This is a genomic window from Flavobacterium sp. GQ95 (assembly GCF_059758655.1).
Genome location: NZ_JCAXEB010000002.1, coordinates 179,579 through 197,967 on the forward strand (window position 1 = coordinate 179,579; position 18,389 = coordinate 197,967).

General features: G+C 34.2%; 15 protein-coding genes. 13 read left to right on the top strand and 2 right to left on the bottom strand.

The genetic code is table 11. The features are described 5' to 3' along the window. Positions 1-157: 157 nt before the first annotated feature. From AC6CH4_RS05455 to argH, 10 genes are all read left to right on the top strand, one after another. Positions 158-799, top strand: coding sequence for a GNAT family N-acetyltransferase (locus AC6CH4_RS05455; protein WP_498100881.1), 642 nt, complete (start codon positions 158-160; stop codon positions 797-799). A gap of 65 nt (positions 800-864) precedes the next feature. Continuing rightward, positions 865-2,058, top strand: a complete 1,194-nt coding sequence (locus tag AC6CH4_RS05460) for an argininosuccinate synthase (protein WP_498100883.1) — start codon at positions 865-867, stop codon at positions 2,056-2,058. Further along, positions 2,051-3,028 carry an N-acetyl-gamma-glutamyl-phosphate reductase gene (argC, locus tag AC6CH4_RS05465; protein WP_498100885.1) on the top strand — a complete coding sequence of 326 codons (978 nt, stop codon included), beginning with the start codon at positions 2,051-2,053 and terminating at the stop codon, positions 3,026-3,028. Before AC6CH4_RS05460 ends, argC begins: the two co-directional genes overlap by 8 nt. Before the next feature lie 160 nt (positions 3,029-3,188). Then, on the top strand, positions 3,189-4,328 hold the full coding sequence (locus tag AC6CH4_RS05470; protein WP_498100887.1) for an aspartate aminotransferase family protein: 1,140 nt from the start codon (positions 3,189-3,191) through the stop codon (positions 4,326-4,328). A gap of 41 nt (positions 4,329-4,369) precedes the next feature. Next, positions 4,370-5,563 carry a glutamate-5-semialdehyde dehydrogenase gene (locus tag AC6CH4_RS05475; protein ID WP_498100889.1) on the top strand — a complete coding sequence of 398 codons (1,194 nt, stop codon included), beginning with the start codon at positions 4,370-4,372 and terminating at the stop codon, positions 5,561-5,563. A gap of 85 nt (positions 5,564-5,648) precedes the next feature. Next, complete coding sequence (gene proB / locus AC6CH4_RS05480) at positions 5,649-6,410, top strand: glutamate 5-kinase (RefSeq protein ID WP_498100891.1); 762 nt, start codon at positions 5,649-5,651, stop codon at positions 6,408-6,410. A gap of 68 nt (positions 6,411-6,478) precedes the next feature. Beyond that, positions 6,479-7,426, top strand: coding sequence for an N-acetylornithine carbamoyltransferase (locus AC6CH4_RS05485; protein ID WP_056185276.1), 948 nt, complete (start codon positions 6,479-6,481; stop codon positions 7,424-7,426). Between the two features lie 86 nt (positions 7,427-7,512). Further along, positions 7,513-8,289 (top strand): acetylglutamate kinase, encoded by a 777-nt coding sequence (gene argB / locus AC6CH4_RS05490; protein ID WP_498100893.1) that lies wholly within the window; start codon positions 7,513-7,515, stop codon positions 8,287-8,289. Between the two features lie 85 nt (positions 8,290-8,374). Next, complete coding sequence (locus AC6CH4_RS05495; protein ID WP_498100895.1) at positions 8,375-9,445, top strand: M20 family metallo-hydrolase; 1,071 nt, start codon at positions 8,375-8,377, stop codon at positions 9,443-9,445. A gap of 263 nt (positions 9,446-9,708) precedes the next feature. Beyond that, complete coding sequence (gene argH, locus AC6CH4_RS05500; protein WP_498100897.1) at positions 9,709-10,989, top strand: argininosuccinate lyase; 1,281 nt, start codon at positions 9,709-9,711, stop codon at positions 10,987-10,989. Positions 10,990-11,061: 72 nt separating this feature from the next. Here argH and AC6CH4_RS05505 read toward each other — a convergent pair whose 3' ends face one another. Beyond that, positions 11,062-12,378 carry a T9SS type A sorting domain-containing protein gene (locus tag AC6CH4_RS05505; protein ID WP_498100899.1) on the bottom strand — a complete coding sequence of 439 codons (1,317 nt, stop codon included), beginning with the start codon at positions 12,376-12,378 and terminating at the stop codon, positions 11,062-11,064. Between the two features lie 226 nt (positions 12,379-12,604). Here AC6CH4_RS05505 and AC6CH4_RS05510 point away from each other — a divergent pair, with 226 nt between their 5' ends. Together AC6CH4_RS05510 and AC6CH4_RS05515 are read left to right on the top strand one after the other, a co-directional pair. Next, on the top strand, positions 12,605-13,606 hold the full coding sequence (locus AC6CH4_RS05510; protein ID WP_498100901.1) for a DUF2157 domain-containing protein: 1,002 nt from the start codon (positions 12,605-12,607) through the stop codon (positions 13,604-13,606). Beyond that, positions 13,603-14,769, top strand: coding sequence for a hypothetical protein (locus AC6CH4_RS05515; protein WP_498100903.1), 1,167 nt, complete (start codon positions 13,603-13,605; stop codon positions 14,767-14,769). The genes AC6CH4_RS05510 and AC6CH4_RS05515 overlap by 4 nt, the downstream gene beginning before the upstream one ends. Positions 14,770-14,846: 77 nt before the next feature. On the opposite strand, the gene ytxJ is transcribed toward AC6CH4_RS05515, so the two are convergent. After that, positions 14,847-15,236 (bottom strand): bacillithiol system redox-active protein YtxJ, encoded by a 390-nt coding sequence (ytxJ, locus tag AC6CH4_RS05520; RefSeq protein WP_498100905.1) that lies wholly within the window; start codon positions 15,234-15,236, stop codon positions 14,847-14,849. A gap of 206 nt (positions 15,237-15,442) precedes the next feature. Here ytxJ and clpB point away from each other — a divergent pair, with 206 nt between their 5' ends. Next, the gene (gene clpB, locus AC6CH4_RS05525; protein ID WP_498100907.1) at positions 15,443-18,046 is read left to right on the top strand and encodes an ATP-dependent chaperone ClpB; all 2,604 of its coding nucleotides are present in this window, start codon (positions 15,443-15,445) and stop codon (positions 18,044-18,046) included. Positions 18,047-18,389 lie beyond the last annotated feature (343 nt).

The following is an 18,389-nucleotide window of genomic DNA, read 5'->3' on the forward strand; positions in this document are numbered from 1 at the left end:
ACATATCCTAAAAGTATATATTATTTTGTGAATTTTCTAAATCAAGTTTTTGGTTTTGAGAATGTTACTTCTATTTTATCTAATTTTATTGGATTGATTTTTGGATTTCAAACTAAACAGTACGTTTTAATTTTTAACTCTAACTTCAACTATTGAAATGAAAATCTCTATTGTTGTAACTCAGGAAGAACACTTCAAATTCGCACAGGAAATTTGCGATACAATAGAATCATCTGCCTTGTTAAGAGGTACGGGGATTGCTAAAAGAACTCCTGAGTACATTCAGAAAAAAATGTCGAACGGTGATGCGATGATTGCTCTGGCAGATGGAAAATTTGCAGGTTTTTGTTATATCGAAAGTTGGCAGCACGGAAAATTCGTGGCACATTCTGGCTTAATTGTACATCCGGATTACAGAAGTTTAGGTTTGGCTAAAAAAATCAAATCAAAAGTTTTTGATTATTCTCTCAAAAGATACCCAGATGCTAAAATATTCGGAATCACAACTGGTTTAGCTGTAATGAAAATCAATTCTGATTTAGGGTACAAACCTGTTCCTTTCTCTGAATTAACGACCGATCCAAGTTTTTGGTCGGGCTGTAAAACCTGTACCAATTACGAGATTCTAAAAAGCAAAGAAAACAAAATGTGTCTTTGCACCGGAATGTTGTACGACCCAAAAGAAAAACAAAAAGATCCGCCAAGACATCCTTTTAATGAGGCTGTTTTGAATAGATTAAAGAAAATAAAACAAGCTTTATTCTTAAATAAAATTATGTCTTTTATTTTTTTGCCATAAGAATACCAATAAAAAAGAAATCTCAAACTTGCTAAATACGAAAGTATTAGCCTAAATTATATAAAATGAAAAAAGTTGTATTAGCTTATAGTGGAGGATTAGATACCTCGTATTGTTTGAAATATTTAAAAAATGAAAAAGGATACGAAGTTCACACCGTACTTGTAGATACAGGAGGATTTGATGCTGAAGAATTATCAGCAATTGAAAAAAGAGCCTACGAATTAGGAAGCGCACAACACGCAAATCTTACAATCGTAGATAAATATTATGATAAAGCTATAAAATATTTGATTTTCGGAAATGTATTAAAAAACAATACATATCCATTATCAGTGAGTGCAGAGCGTGTTTTTCAGGCAATCGAGGCTATTAAATATGCTAAAAAAGTAGGAGCAAGCGCTATCGCACACGGAAGTACCGGTGCAGGAAATGATCAGATTCGTTTTGATTTGATTTTCCAGACTATTGCTCCGGAAATTGAAATTATTACACCAATTAGAGATCTAAAACTTTCAAGACAGGAAGAAGTAGATTATTTAGCTCAAAATGGCGTTCATTATTCTTGGGAAAAAGCGCAATATTCGATCAATAAAGGACTTTGGGGAACTAGTGTTGGAGGTAAGGAAACCTTGACTTCGAGCCAGCCATTGCCAAGTGATGCCTATCCGTCACAATTAAAAAAAGAAGGCGAAGAGAAAGTAAGATTGCATTTTGAGCAAGGAGAATTAGTTGGATTAAACGGTATAATGGATAAACCTTCTAATAACATTGTTGCTCTTGAAAAATTGGCAAATGCTTTCGCCATTGGAAGAGATATTCATGTTGGCGATACCATTATCGGAATTAAAGGAAGAGTAGGTTTTGAAGCTGCAGCTCCATTAATTATTATTAAAGCACATCATTTATTAGAAAAACATACGCTTGGAAAATGGCAACAATACTGGAAAGAACAATTAGGAAACTGGTATGGAATGTTATTCCACGAAGGTCAGTTTTTAGATCCTGTTATGCGTAACATCGAAACATTTTTGCAAGATACTCAAAAGACTGTAAATGGTGTTGTAACTGTTTCTTTAAAACCGTATCATTTTTCGCTTGACGGAATTGAATCTGATAATGATTTAATGAATACTGGTTTCGGTCAATACGGAGAAATGAACAACGCCTGGACGTCTGACGATGCAAAAGGATTTATTAAGATTTTAGGAAATGCTCAAAACATATTTTCATCTGTAAATCATTTAGATCATGATTAATGTCGGAATAATTGGTGGTTCAGGCTATACGGCAGGAGAACTGATCAGAATATTAATGTTTCATCCCAATGTAAACATCGATTTTGTTTACAGCACTACTAATGCGGGTAAACCACTTTCTGTGGCGCACCAAGATTTGATGGGGGATATTGAAATGAATTTTACTGACACCATCAATCCAGATGTAAATGTTGTTTTCTTATGTTTAGGACATGGAAAATCTATTTCATTTTTGAAGGAAAATCAATTTGCAAGTCATACCAAAATCATTGATTTAGGAAATGATTTCAGATTGAATAAAGACGCTCATTTCGAAGGAAAAGATTTTATTTACGGTTTGCCGGAACTGAATAAAGCGGATATTAAAAAAGCAAATTATATTGCAAATCCAGGATGTTTTGCGACGGCTATTCAATTGGCATTATTGCCTTTAGCGAAACATAATTTATTGAATAACGATGTTCATATTAATGCCACAACCGGAAGTACCGGCGCAGGAGTTGGACTTTCAGAAACTTCACATTTTAGTTGGAGGAATAATAATATGTCGCATTACAAAGCTTTTGAACACCAACATTTAGGAGAAATCTCAGAAAGTTTAGTTCAATTGCAGGATGATTTTGAAAGTGAATTGCTTTTCATTCCGAATAGAGGAGATTTTCCAAGAGGAATTTTCGCAACCTTATACACACTATCCGACGATAGTTTGGAACAATTGGTTGCTAAATACGAAGATTTCTATAAAAACGAACCGTTTGTAACGGTAACAACGACAAACATCAATATGAAACAAGTCGTGCAAACAAATAAATGTATCATCAGTTTATTGAAAAAAGGAAACCGGGTTTTAATCACTTCAATTATTGATAACTTAACCAAAGGTGCTTCAGGACAAGCGATTCAAAATATGAATTTAATGTTTGGATTAGAAGAAACCACCGGTTTACATTTGAAACCAAGCGGATTTTAGGAAAAAATGTTTCAGGTTTCAGGTTTCAAGTTTCACGTTCTGTACGAAACTTGACACATGGAAGATGAAACTCAAATCAGTTTCAAGTTTTAAGTTACAAGTTTCACGTTCTGTGGCAACTTGAAACCTGAAACCTGAAACAAAATAAACAAAAAACAAAATGAATTTATTTAACGTATACCCACTTTATGACATAACACCTGTAAAAGCAGTAGATTGCACAATTACAGACAATAATGGAGTGGAATATTTAGACTTATATAGCGGACATGGTGTAATTTCGATTGGCCATACGCAACCTGATTATGTAGCCAAATTGAAAGATCAATTGGATCACTTAGGATTTTATTCGAATGCTATTCAGAATCCTTTACAGGTTGAATTGGCTCAGAAATTAGGAAAACTTTCCGGATTAGAAGATTATGAATTGTTTTTATGCAGTTCTGGAGCTGAAGCAAACGAAAATGCTTTAAAATTAGCTTCTTTCCATAACGGAAAATCAAGAGTTGTAGCTTTTGATAATTCTTTCCACGGAAGAACTTCTGCGGCTGTAGCTGTTACTGATAATAAAAAGATTGTTGCGCCAATTAATGCACAGCAAGTAGTTACTTTTTTACCATTAAATCAAATAGGTTTAGTAGAAGCTGAATTGGCAAAAGGTGATGTAACTGCAGTAATTATTGAAGGAATTCAGGGAGTTGGAGGTTTAGACCAGGGAACAACAGAATTTTTTCAGGCTTTAGAAAAAGTATGTAAAAAACATGATGTGGTTTTGATTTTGGATGAAGTACAGTCAGGATATGGAAGAAGTGGTAAATTCTTCGCTTTTCAACATCACGGAATCAACGCTGATATTATTTCAGTTGCAAAAGGAATGGGGAACGGTTTTCCGGTTGGAGCCATTTTAATTTCTCCAAAATTTGAAGCAAGTTTCGGATTACTAGGAACTACTTTCGGCGGAAGCCATTTATCTTGTGCGGCTGGAATTGCAGTTTTAGATGTAATTGAAAAATTAAAATTGATTGATAACGTAAACGAAGTTTATGAATATTTCTTAGAAAAAATTAAACAGGTTCCTGGAATCAAACAAGTAAAAGGAAAAGGATTAATGCTTGGAGTTGAATTTGATTTTGATGTATCTGCTTTAAGAAAGAAATTAATTATCGAGAAACATATTTTTACAGGAAGTGCAAACAACAAAAATCTGTTAAGAATTTTACCGCCGCTTACTGTAAAGAAATCTGATATTGATACCTTTATTGTAGCTTTAAAAGAGAGTTTGGAAGAACTTCAAAAATAGTTCTGACAAACAACCAAAAAACAACCAACCAACTATAAATTATGAATCCATTATCAATTGAAAAACGCAATCTGGTTTTGCGCTCCATGGCAAAGCTTGTCGAACAGGAGCGGAGTCAAATTATTCTAACGAATCAGGAAGATTTGCTGGCTTATGACGGTTCAGATCTGGCGATGGAAGAACGCTTGAAAGTAGATAATAAAAAGGTTGATGAGATGATTTTATCATTGAATCAATTGGCTTCACAAGAAGATCCGGTTGGAGTGGAACGTTTTCATTTTGTTCATGATAATGGAATTAAAGTGATTAATAAAACTGCCGCTTTTGGTACAATCCTAATCATTTATGAATCGCGCCCGGATGTTACGATTGAAGCAGGCGGAATTGCCTTCAAATCCGGAAATAAGATTTTATTGAAAGGTGGAAAAGAGTCTTTACGATCAAATTTGAAAATTGTTGCTTTATGGCATCAGGCTTTAGAAGAAAATGGAGTTTCGAAAGATTGGGTTGAATATCTGAATTACAATCGCACAGAAACACAGGCTTTCTTAGAAAAACCAACTCAAAAAGTAGATTTAATTGTTCCGAGAGGAGGAGAAAAATTAATTGAGTTTGTGAAACAGCACGCAACTTGCCCTGTAATCGTTAGCGGTCGTGGAAACAATTTTGTGTACGTTCATGAAAATGCTGATACCGATTTGGCTTTAAAAGTAATTTTAAATGCTAAAACTTCTAAAATTTCAGCCTGTAATGCTTTAGACAAAGTTTTAATAGATTCAAGATTACCAAATTTTGAAGGTTTTACAGCAATGTTAATTGAAGCTCTAACTGAATCTAAAGTTGAAATCATCGTTGATAAATCATTAGAAAATTTCGAAAATACAGAGACACTTCAAAGTGAAGATATCTGGTACGAAGAATTTTTGGATTATAAAATTGTTATCGGAACAATTGATTCTGAAGAACATGCAATTGAAAAAATCAACAAATATTGTGGAGGACATTCAGCAGCGATTATTACAAAAGGCGAAAAAAATGCAAAGCAATTTATGGAATCTATTGACGCCGCTGCAGTTTATCACAATGCCTCAACACGTTTTACAGACGGGGGGCAATTTGGTTTAGGCGGAGAATTAGCTATAAGCACAGACAAGTTGCATCAAAGAGGACCAATTGGACTTCAGCATTTGGTAACAAACAAATGGTATGTATACGGAGAAGGGCAAATTAGATAATTGAGATAATTAGATAATTAGATAATTTTGATTTGAGGTTAAAAAAACTTAGTGCCTTTGTGCCTTCGTGGCAAAAAACAAAAAAATGAGCAAAAAAAGGATTTTATTAAAAATAGGGAGTAATACTTTAACGAAGGAAACCAATCATATTTCGCGGGGAAAGATTGAAGATATTGGTATGCAGATTGCCGCTTTAAACAAAGATTACGAATTTGTAATTGTAAGTTCAGGAGCCATTGCAGCCGCAAAACAGTTTGTGAAGCTGGAAAGTAAAGGCAAAGAAATTGCATTGAAACAAGCATTAGCCTCAATCGGTCAGCCCCATTTAATGCGGATTTTTCATGAAAATTTCAGTGATTTAGGTTTGTTGACATCGCAATGTTTGTTATCTTATTCTGATTTTGAAAAGCAGCAATCGAAAGTAAATATTGTCAATACGATTAATGTTTTGGTAGAGAATAATTACATTCCGATTATCAATGAAAATGATACTGTTGCCACAGATGAGATTAGATTTGGAGATAACGATAAATTGGCAGCATTAACAGCGGTTCTTTTAAATGTTGATATTCTGATTATTGCAACCAATACAAACGGTATTTATACCAAGAATTCGATTCACGATGAAAATCCGGAAACGATTAAATTAGTCAATGATTTACAGATTTTAGAAAAAGAAATCGGAGAGTCAAAATCATCACACGGAACGGGCGGAATGCAATCAAAAATCGAAGCAGCCGGAATCGCAAAAGCAGCAAACATAGAAACCTGGATCGTAAACGGATTAAACGATAATTTTATTTTAAAAGCATTAAAGGATGAAATTCCTTTTACAAAGATTGTATAAAAAAGTTTATTTGTTTAACCGTTAATTTGGTTAATCGATTAGAAAATAAACAATTAAACAAAAAAGATATGAACTATATTTCAATTCAAGATATCAACTCATTATCAAAGTGGGTAAAAAGCGCATTAAAAATCAAAAAGAATCCGCTTAAAAATCAAAGTTTAGGAAAAAATAAAACACTAGGAATGTTATTCTTTAACCCGAGTTTAAGAACGCGTTTGAGTACTCAAAAAGCGGCTTTGAACTTAGGAATGAATGTGATGGTAATGAACTTTACCAATGAAGGCTGGACATTAGAGTTTGAAGATGGAGCTGTTATGAATTCTGGTGCATCAGAGCACATTAAAGAAGCTGCCGAAGTAGTTTCTCAATATTGTGATATTATCGCTATTCGTGCTTTCGCTGGTCTGGCTGACAAAGAAAAAGATTATGCTGAAACCGTTATTTCAGGATTCTTGAAACACGCAACTGTGCCAATCGTTAATATGGAAAGTGCCGTTCGTCATCCGTTACAATCTTTGGCTGATGCTATTACAATGGAAGAATACAAAACGAAACACAAACCAAAAGTGGTACTTTCATGGGCGCCACATCCAAAAGCTTTGCCACAGGCTGTGGCTAATTCATTTGTAGAAATGATGCAAATGCAAAAAGACATGGATTTTGTGATCACTCATCCGGAAGGTTACGAATTGAGTCCGGAAATTACAAAAGATTGTAAAATTGAATACGACCAAAATAAAGCTTTCGAAAATGCTGATTTTGTTTACGTAAAAAACTGGAGCAACTTCAATGATTACGGAAAAGTAACTAACATCGATCCAAGCTGGACAGTTACTGCTGAAAAAATGGCTTTAACCAACAACGGAAAGTTCATGCATTGTCTTCCGGTTCGTCGTAACGTAATTGTAAGCGACGAAGTTATTGACAGCGAAAATTCAATCGTAATTCAGCAAGCGAATAACAGAACATATTCAGCACAATTAGTTTTACAAAAGATTTTGAAAAAATTATAATTTTTTAAGGGACTAAGGTTCTAAGTTTCTAAGAAACTGCCGAGTAAAAACCTTAGTCCCTTAGAATCTTAGCAACTTAGAACCTAATGAAAGAAGTTACCGTAATAAAAATTGGTGGAAATATAATTGACAATCCAACTGAATTAGAACAGTTTTTAACTGATTTTTCTAAGATTGAAGGATATAAAGTTTTAGTTCACGGCGGTGGAAAATCAGCCACAAAAATGGCGCAGAGTATTGGTCTGGTTCCTCAAATGATTGACGGACGCCGAATTACGGATGCTCCAATGCTTGATGTTGTGGTTATGATTTATGCAGGACAAATCAATAAAGATATTGTAGCACAATTACAGGCAAAAGAGAATAATGCAATGGGGTTTTCCGGAGCTGACGGGAATTTAATTCAGTCAGTAAAAAGAAACCATCCAACAATTGATTACGGATTTGTTGGCGATGTAAAAAAAGTGAATACAGCTTTGTTAAAAACATTGCTTGAAAACGGAATCGTTCCTGTTTTCTGTGCTATCACACACGATAAAAATGGTCAGTTATTAAACACAAATGCCGATACCATTGCAAGTGAACTATCAATAGCATTGTCTGAAGTTTTTGATGTTACACTAACATATTGTTTTGAAAAACAAGGCGTTTTACAAGATTCTGAAGATGATTCTTCAGTAATTACAGAAATAAACGAAGCGTTATATAATAAGCTAAAGGAAGAAAAAGTAATCCATTCCGGAATGATTCCGAAATTGGACAATTGCTTCAACAGCTTGTCAAGAGGTGTTCAAAAAATCAAAATTGGGCATCATAAAATGCTCCAAAATCCAAATGTATTGCATACGACGATAACATTATAGACGAAAAAGTTGCTAAGTTTCTAAGAAACCAAGACTTTTGCAGTCTTAGAACCTCAGAATCTTAGTACCTCAGTACCTAACAAAAATGAAGAATATAGAAACGCTTACCAAAGAAGCCATACAACTATTAAGAAACCTAATTGAAACCCCTTCATTTTCAAGTGAAGAAGATCAAACAGCACTTTTAATAGAAAATTGGTTCAATCAAAACGAAATTCCTTTTAAAAGAGAAAACAATAATGTGTGGGCTTTCAATAAATATTTCGACGAAAACAAACCAACACTTTTACTGAATTCTCACCATGATACGGTTAAACCAAATCAGGCTTATACAAACGATCCGTTTAAAGCAATTGAAAAAGACGGAAAATTATTCGGTTTAGGAAGTAATGATGCCGGAGGCTGTTTGGTGTCGCTTTTGGCAACTTTTGTTCATTTTTATGAGAATCAAAACTTGTCACATAATTTGGTAATTGTGGCTTCCGCCGAAGAAGAAAGCAGCGGAAAAAATGGTTTAAACAGTGTTTTAAAACATTTACCAGAACTAGATTGCGCCATTGTTGGAGAACCAACTTTAATGCAATTGGCTGTTGCTGAAAAAGGCCTATTAGTTTTAGATGTAAAAGTAAAAGGTACAGCAAGCCATGCCGCGCATCAAAATGATGATAATTCATTATACAAAGCAATTCCGGTAATGGAATGGTTTAAAAACTATAAATTCGATAAAATCTCTGATGTTTTAGGTCCTGTAAAAATGACTGTAACACAGATTAGCGCAGGAAAACAGCATAATGTTGTACCGTCAGAATGTGATTTGGTTATTGACATTCGTGTAAACGATTGTTATTCAAATACGGAGATTTTAGAGGTTGTAAAAGCCAATGTAAATGCTGAAGTAACGCCGAGATCAATGCATTTAAATGCTTCGTCTATTCCAATTGTACACGGTTTGGTTCAGGCCGGAATCGCTTTGGGAAGAACAACTTACGGATCGCCAACACTTTCAGATCAATCCGTTTTAAGCTGCCAGTCTTTAAAATTAGGACCTGGAGAAACATTGCGGTCCCATTCAGCAGACGAATTTATTTTCATCAACGAAATTGAAGAAGGAGTCGACTTGTATATCAAAATACTGAGCGATTTCTTTAAATTATAAAATTATTTAGGAGCTAATCCCGCTATCCGTTACAAACGAAGTTCACTGAACTCCGATTGAAATAAAAATTAAGTGAAGTAATCTTTTGTGCCTCCCGAAGCCTCGGGACCGGCACAAAAGGATTTCCACTACTATCGGGGCTAGAAACACGAACAGTATAAACAATGACATCCAGAGTAAATTAGAAAACATGAACTTTAGAAGATCTAACAATCTAAGAAGTCTAAAAATCTAACAATCTAAGAAGTCTAAAAATCTAAGTTATGAAACTTTGGGAAAAAGGAATACCGACAGACAAACAAATCGAACATTTCACCGTAGGAAACGATCGTGAATTAGATTTAGTTTTGGCAAAATACGATGCTTTAGGTTCAATTGCACATGCTAAAATGCTGGGTCAAATTGGATTGTTGACTGAAGAAGAAACAACTTCTTTGGTTGATGCATTGACTGACATAATCGCTGATATTGCCGTTGGAAATTTCGAAATCGAAGACAGTTTTGAAGACGTACATTCTAAAATCGAATATTTATTAACCGTAAAACTAGGCGATGCCGGAAAGAAAATCCACACCGCGCGTTCTCGTAACGATCAGGTTTTGGTAGATGTTCATTTGTATTTAAAAGATGAATTAAAAGCTTTAAAAGAACAGGTTAAAACCTTGTTTGATTTGTTAATGGAATCGGCAGAAAAACATCAAAATGTTTTATTGCCAGGTTATACGCATTTGCAAATCGCCATGCCATCATCTTTCGGAATGTGGTTTTCTGCTTACGCTGAAAGTTTAATAGATGATGTTACAATGTTAAACGCAGCGTCGAAAATTGTCGATCAAAATCCGTTAGGATCTGCTGCAGGTTACGGAAGTTCGTTTCCAATCAACAGAACTTTTACGACTCAGGAATTAGGTTTTGAAACATTGAAATACAATGCAGTTGCGGCGCAAATGAGCCGTGGTAAAGCGGAGAAAACAGTAGCATTTGCTATGAGCAGTGTTGCCGCAACCCTGTCTAAATTCGCCATGGACGTTTGTTTGTATATGAGTCAGAACTTTGATTTTATCAGTTTGCCGGCACATCTTACAACAGGTTCCAGTATTATGCCTCATAAAAAAAATCCTGATGTATTTGAATTGATCAGAGGGAAATGCAATAAAATTCAGGCTCTTCCTTATGAAATCACTTTAATTACAAACAATTTGCCAAGCGGTTATCACAGAGATTTACAGCTTTTAAAAGAAGGTTTGTTTCCTGCGCTACAAAACTTAAAAGCGTGTTTGGATATTGCGATTTTCTCCGTAAAAGATATTACAGTGAAAGACAATATTTTAAAAGATAAAAAATACGATTATTTGTTTACAGTAGATACTTTAAACGAAATGGTGGTTGCCGGAATGCCTTTTAGAGATGCATACAAAGCCGTTGCAGAACAATTGGAAGCGGGAACATATCAATCTCCAAAAGAGACAAAACACACACACGAAGGCAGCATCAATAATTTGTGTTTAGATGCTATTAAGAATAAAATGAAAGCTGCTTTGTAATAGAATTGGCTTCAAATATAAAAAAACCGATTTGCTGAATTGCGAATCGGTTTTTTTGTATTTAGTTAAGATCTAGTTTTTTATAAATTTGAAAGTTTTTATTCTGTTATCAATTTGAATTTTACAGATATAATTTCCTTTTGCTAAGCTGCCCATATTCAATTCTATTTTTTCATCAGTAGTAATGTTTTTTGAATTTGAATACACTTTGGAGCCATTTGCAGAAAATACAGTTATATTGGCAGTTCCATTTTCTTTATTTGAAAACTGAATATTTAATAAACTATCTATAACGGTTGGGTAATATTTTAAATCTAAATCAAGACCCGATTTATCATTTACTCCTAAATTAGTACAGCTCGAAGAAATTTTTCCATCAGCAGCTACTTGAAGTGTGGCTCCCGCACCGCAAGAAGTATTCGTTACATAACCTGCAACATCTGCTACAGGAATTGTTGTGTAAGTATAAGAAGGTTTTGCAACTGCGTCGCCATAATTTGCCGGAGCTTTAAGGCTACTCACGAATGTTGCGCCCGCGACACCTCCGTCTGTACTTATGTAGTTTTTAAATGCAGTACCAATTTTAGCAAAATCTGTTCCTTCAACGTAGCAAGTAGAATTTTTATCACCTCCACCTAAACCAATGGCTAATGATCCAGATACTGATGTATTATAATAACAGTTAAGAATATGAAGTTCTGCGTTTCTAGCGCGAGGCATACGTTCTTTGCATCCTTCTGCCCAATAACAATTTTTGAAAGAGATACTGTAATGCCCATCGGCAGGATAATCTGTTTTGCTTGAACCAACTAGATCCGTAAATCTATGATCATCTGCTCCGCCGGAACCTCCAGCTTTTGGAGCTTTTAAGTAGGTAAACTTACACCATGAAATTGTGACATTGTCCGCTGCTCCTTTGTTGTCAAAATTCCCATCCATTCCGTCCTGAAATTCACAATGATCTACCCAAATATTGGTTGCTTCTGAAGTCAGATTGTCACGCCCGTCAACATCATAAGCACCCGGGCCTTCAAATATTAGATTTCGTATAATTATATTATTTGAACCTGGTTTTAAGCTCAAGATTCCAGATCCCGCAGCCGTTTGATCTGTGTTGACCAATTTTGCACCGGGTAATCCAATAATAGTTTTGTCGTTAACTAATACACTAGTATAGGAACATGCAATAGTTCCGGAAACCAAAATAACCTGAGGAGTAGTTAGTTTTAATTTTGCCGTTAAATCAGCATAAGTGGTAACAGTTACCGGACTGGCATTTCCGCCTCCGGTTGCGGCAGCTCCAAAGCCTTCTGGTGCCAACATGAAGTAATTTTGCGCAGAAAGGTTGGTTAAACCAAATGCGAAAATAATTAAAAATAGTTTTTTCATTTTAAGTGAATGTTTGGTTTGTGATTGAGTAAAGTGGTTTTAATGTAATCGATTACACGAATGTAATAATAAAAATGAAATGTTATTATTTTTTTGTAAAATATTATGCTTTTGCAGTTTATATGCCCTTTTGGACCAATTAAAACAGAAAGATTTTATTTACAATAACAAGCTTCATTGAATCAAAAAAAGACTATTTTTGATTTGCTATTTATAAAACCAAAACATGAATAAATTTGATGACCAGTCGACTAAATCGCTTCTGGATAAGAATCTAATTACTGACAATCAATATCAGGAAATTACGGCTTACCGAAATCTGAATATTTTCTCATTAAATGCAGAACTGAAACTTTTTCTGTATTTATCTGTTTTACTTTTTACTTCCGGAATCGGAATTTTGATTTATAAAAATATTGACAGCATTGGTCATGTTGCAATTCTCTCTATATTACTTATAATTATCGGTGTTTGTTTTTACTATTGCTTTAAAAATTCCAAAGGATTTCAAAAAACAGAAACTAATTTTGAGAGCCCAATTTTAGAGTATTTGGTTCTGGCAGCAAACATTCTCACTTGCATCTTTATTGGTTATTTACAATTTCAATACAAACCTTTTGGAACACATTACGGATTGGCAACTTTAATTCCAACGCTGGTCAGTTTCTTTTGTGCCTATTATTTTGATAATAAAAGTGTTTTGACTATTGCGATTACTGGTACAGCGGCTTATATCGGACTTTCGGTAACGCCTCAGGATTTATTGCATAATGATTTTTATTCAAATCCAAGCCTGAGTTATTCGGCCATTATATTGGGAGGTTTACTTATTTTGTATACACATTATAGTTCCAGAATAAATTTAAAAACTCATTTTAATATTATCTATTTAACTTTTGCCTTGCATTTAATAAGCATAGCATCAATTAGCAATTTGGTAGATGATTATAATCATGACGGTATTTGGATGCTTTTTGGATTAGTTTTAGCAGGGTCATCGTATTATTTTTACAAAATAAGTCATGAAATTAAGGCGATGTCTTTGTATGTTTTTATGATTGTTTACGCCTATATCGGTTTAAATATATTTGTATTTCGATTTTTCGAATTTATTGATTTTTCTGATGTATGGATGTTATTTGTTTTCATATTACCAGCCTATTTCATCGGCTCAATAATATTGTTTATTAAACTGATTAAAAAATTCCATAAAGAAGTAACCGAATGATAGCACACGATAAACAATTATTAAGAGATTTAGCTTTGTGGGAAGAGGCAAATTCTTTACAACACGCTGGTTTCATAAGTAAAGAGCAAAAAGATTTAATTAAAAAACAATTGCCAGATTTTAAAGATCACAAGAATATTCTGGTACGATTAGGATTTTTTGTTTTGGGATCATTTTTATACGGATCAATATGCGGAGCGATTTCAATGATTGGACTGGCGGGCGAAGAATCTTATTTCAAAATCTGTTGTTATATTTTTGCAATAGTTGGATTTGTTGGAGCAGAGTTTTTAGCCAATCAAAAATATTACGGACATGGTTTAGATGATGCTTTTATTCTCGGAGCTATTTTAAACGTAGGTTTTGCTATTGGAATTTCAACAGACGGATATGAATTGATAATTGCTGTTTTTATGGCAATCACAGCCTTCGTAATGTACAGGCGATATTTGCATTTACCTTCATTATTGGTATTTTGTCTGGCGTCGTCAGCAGTTTTATTTTACGGTTTGTTTGAATTTGGTGAAATCGGAAAAACAATTTTGCCTTTTGTAGCAATGTTATTTTCGGCTGGTTTTTACTTCTTTACTAAAAAATCAATTCAAACTCTTACTGAAAGTTATTATTACAAAGGCCTATTATTGGCTAATAGTTTTTGCTTAGTACTTTTTTATCTTTCGTGTAATTATCTGGTAGTAAGGGAACTTTCAATAATGCTTTTAGGAAATGAAATTCTTCCGGGAACTGATATTCCATTTGCGTATTTCTTTTATGCTTTCACACTGATTGTTCCGATTCTTTATTTGGTACAAGCCTTAAAAACAAAAGACAGAATAATGCTTTGGATCAGTTTTCTGGCTATTGCATTTTCAATTTATACCATCCGATTTTATTACTCAGTTTTGCCAATAGAAGTGGCATTAACACTTGGCGGAGTAGTTTTATTTGTAATAGCGTATTTCTCAATAAAGAAATTAAAAGAGAAAGAAAGCGGTTTGACTTTTAAACCAGACAGAATCAATAATTCAAACGCACTTTTAAATGCTGAAGCCATAATTGTAGCATCAACCTTCGGAATGAAACCAGGAGTAAAGCCACAAGATTCTCCAATGGAATTTGGAGGAGGAGGCTATAGTGGAGGCGGTTCAGAAGGAAGTTTTTAAAAAGAATTGCCACAGATTAAAAGATTAAAAATGATTTTTTCTAAATCTTTAAAATCTTTTAATCTGTGGCAAAAAAACTAAACTTTACTTTTCAACGCCTCAGCATTAATATCACTATGAGAAACATCATAAACCGCTTTTCCGTTCTTAATTAAGATAAGCTGTGGCGATTCATGATAAACACCAAACTTACTTGCAATTTCATTTGAAACATCGCGATGTTCAATTAAATCTAAAAAGAAAGCATCAACAGTTTCATCTAAATCATATTCTCTTTCGAATTGTTTTAACGCAAAACGGCTAATGCTGCATCTAGTACTGTGCTTAAAAATTACAATAGGCTTAACACTAGACATTGTCTCTATATCATTTAACTGTGCTAAATTTGTAAGAGAAATCCAGTTCACATTACCTTTTTGTGACTCAGAATTCTCTGAATTTCCGAAGATAGAATTTAAAAAACTCATATTTTGACTGTGTTTATGACTTTTTGTCGTTAAAAATTAGCTAAAAAGCTGTTTTTAGTGACTTTTTGTCTGTATTTTTAGATTGGAATATAATTTGAAAGTTCATCAACAAAATTACACCATTTAAAATTAAAAGGAGGATTCAATAAATTCGAATTTTAATGGTATCGATTATTAAATGAAAATCAAACCTAAATATTAGATATATGAACATAAATAAATTTACAACTAAATCGCAGGAAGCCATTCAGCTTTCACAGCAACTGGCACAACGATACGGACAGCAACAAATAGAAAATGAACACATTTTTAAAGCCATTTTTGAGGTAGATGAAAATGTTGCTCCTTTTATTTTGAAAAAACTGAACGTAAATGTGTCGTTATTTTTACAAATATTAGATTCAACTATTCAGAGCTTTCCAAAAGTATCCGGAGGTGATGTTATGCTTTCAAGAGATGCCAATAAAGCGCTAAACGAGGCTGAAATCATTGCACAAAAAATGAACGACGAATATGTTTCGATCGAACATTTAATTTTGGCTATTTTCGATTCAAAAAGTAAAGTTGCCCAAATTTTAAAAGATCAGGGCGTTACCGGAAAAGCCTTAAAAGCAACTATTGAAGAACTTAGAAAAGGGGAAAGAGTAACATCAGCTTCAGCTGAAGAAACGTATAATGCCTTAAATAAATATGCTAAAAATTTAAATGAATTAGCTCGCGAGGGAAAATTGGATCCGGTTATTGGTCGTGATGAAGAAATTCGTCGTGTACTGCAAATTCTTACCCGAAGAACCAAAAATAACCCAATGTTAGTTGGAGAGCCAGGAGTTGGTAAAACCGCTATTGCAGAAGGCTTGGCGCACAGAATTGTAGATGGCGACGTGCCTGAAAACCTAAAAGATAAAATCGTTTTCTCTTTAGACATGGGAGCATTGATTGCCGGTGCAAAATACAAAGGAGAATTTGAAGAAAGATTAAAATCGGTAGTAAAGGAAGTTACTGCTGCCGAAGGAGATATTGTTTTATTCATTGATGAAATTCACACCCTTGTTGGTGCAGGTGGAGGTGAAGGTGCTATGGACGCAGCTAATATCCTAAAACCAGCTTTGGCTCGTGGAGAGTTGAGAGCGATTGGAGCAACAACTTTAGATGAATATCAAAAATATTTTGAGAAGGATAAAGCCTTAGAACGTCGTTTTCAAAAGGTTCTGGTAGATGAACCGGATACAGAGAGTGCGATTTCGATTTTACGTGGTATCAAAGAAAAATACGAAACACATCATAAAGTTCAAATTAAAGATGAGGCTATTATTGCCGCTGTTGAACTTTCACAACGTTATATTACGAATCGTTTTTTACCGGATAAAGCTATCGATTTGATGGATGAAGCTGCCTCTAAACTGCGTATGGAAATCAATTCAAAACCAGAAGAATTAGATGTTTTGGATCGTAAAATCATGCAGTTGGAAATCGAAATTGAAGCTATCAAACGTGAAAAAGAAGAAAGTAAACTGAAGATTTTAGGAATGGATTTGGCTAATCTGAAAGAAGAGCGAAACGAAATCTACACCAAATGGAAATCTGAAAAAGATGTTGTTGACGGAATTCAGTCCGTAAAACAAGAAATTGAAGATTTTAAATATGAAGCAGAACGCGCAGAACGCGAAGGTGACTACGGAAAAGTAGCCGAAATTCGTTACGGAAAAATTAAAGAAGCACAAGAACGTCTAGATGTTTTATTGAAACAATTACAGGAATACCAATCAGGTAATTCTTTAATTAAAGAAGAAGTTACTCGCGAAGATATTGCCGAAGTTGTAGCAAAATGGACCGGAATTCCGGTAATGAAAATGCTTCAGACAGAACGAGAAAAACTCCTTCATTTGGAAGATGAATTACACAGAAGGGTAGTAGGTCAGGAAGAAGCAATAGAAGCCGTGAGTGATGCTGTTCGCAGAAGCCGTGCCGGTTTACAGGATATGAAAAAACCTGTTGGAACATTCTTATTTTTAGGAACAACCGGAGTTGGTAAAACAGAATTGGCAAAAGCTTTGGCAGAATATCTTTTTGATGACGAAAATGCCATGACCCGTATTGATATGAGTGAGTATCAGGAACGTCACAGTGTGAGCCGTTTGGTTGGTGCGCCTCCGGGATATGTGGGTTATGATGAAGGTGGGCAATTGACAGAAGCCGTTCGCAGAAAACCATATTCTGTAATTTTGTTAGATGAGATTGAAAAAGCGCATCCCGATACTTTCAATATTCTATTGCAAGTCTTAGATGAAGGGCGTTTGACAGACAACAAAGGACGTTTAGCCGATTTCAAAAACACCATTATCATCATGACATCCAACATGGGAAGTCAGATTATACAAGAGAAATTTGAGAACTTAAAAGGTGGTATTGAGGCCGCAACAGAAGCTGCAAAAGTCGAAGTTTTAGGGTTGTTGAAACAAACCGTTCGTCCGGAATTTATAAATCGTATTGACGAAATCGTAATGTTTACGCCATTAACAGTCGATAATATTTCGAGAATTGTAAGTTTACAATTGAAGAGTGTTAGCAAAATGCTGGCCTTACAAGGTATTACAATGGATGCAACTCCTGAAGGAATCAAATACCTTTCAGATAAAGGTTACGATCCTGAGTTTGGGGCAAGACCGGTAAAACGTGTAATTCAAAGAGAGGTTTTGAATCAATTGTCTAAAGAAATACTGGCTGGAAATATTACAACAGACAGTATTATTTTAATTGATGCTTTTGATGGGAAATTGGTTTTCAGAAACCAAACACAGACTGTAGAATAATGTTTAAAAATAATTTGAGAAACACCAGTTTTTATAACTGGTGTTTTTTTTTGCAATAAAATTAAATCCGTGAATGATGAAACTTTTTTTTAAAGTTTTATAAAAAAAATCAAGTATAAATGCTCAATTTTACAGTAATTAAAATCATTAATAACTAACATAAAATCAATGCTATGAACAATATTTTTAGAGGATTAATCGCAGGTTACGGAGCAAAAAAATTAGGCGGAGGATGTTTTGGAACAATCTTAGTCTTTATAATTATCTGGGTACTTTTGGGACAATGCAGCTAATTTTTTAGCTAAAAATTGAATCAAAAGTAGTAGATTCGCGCTACCAAATT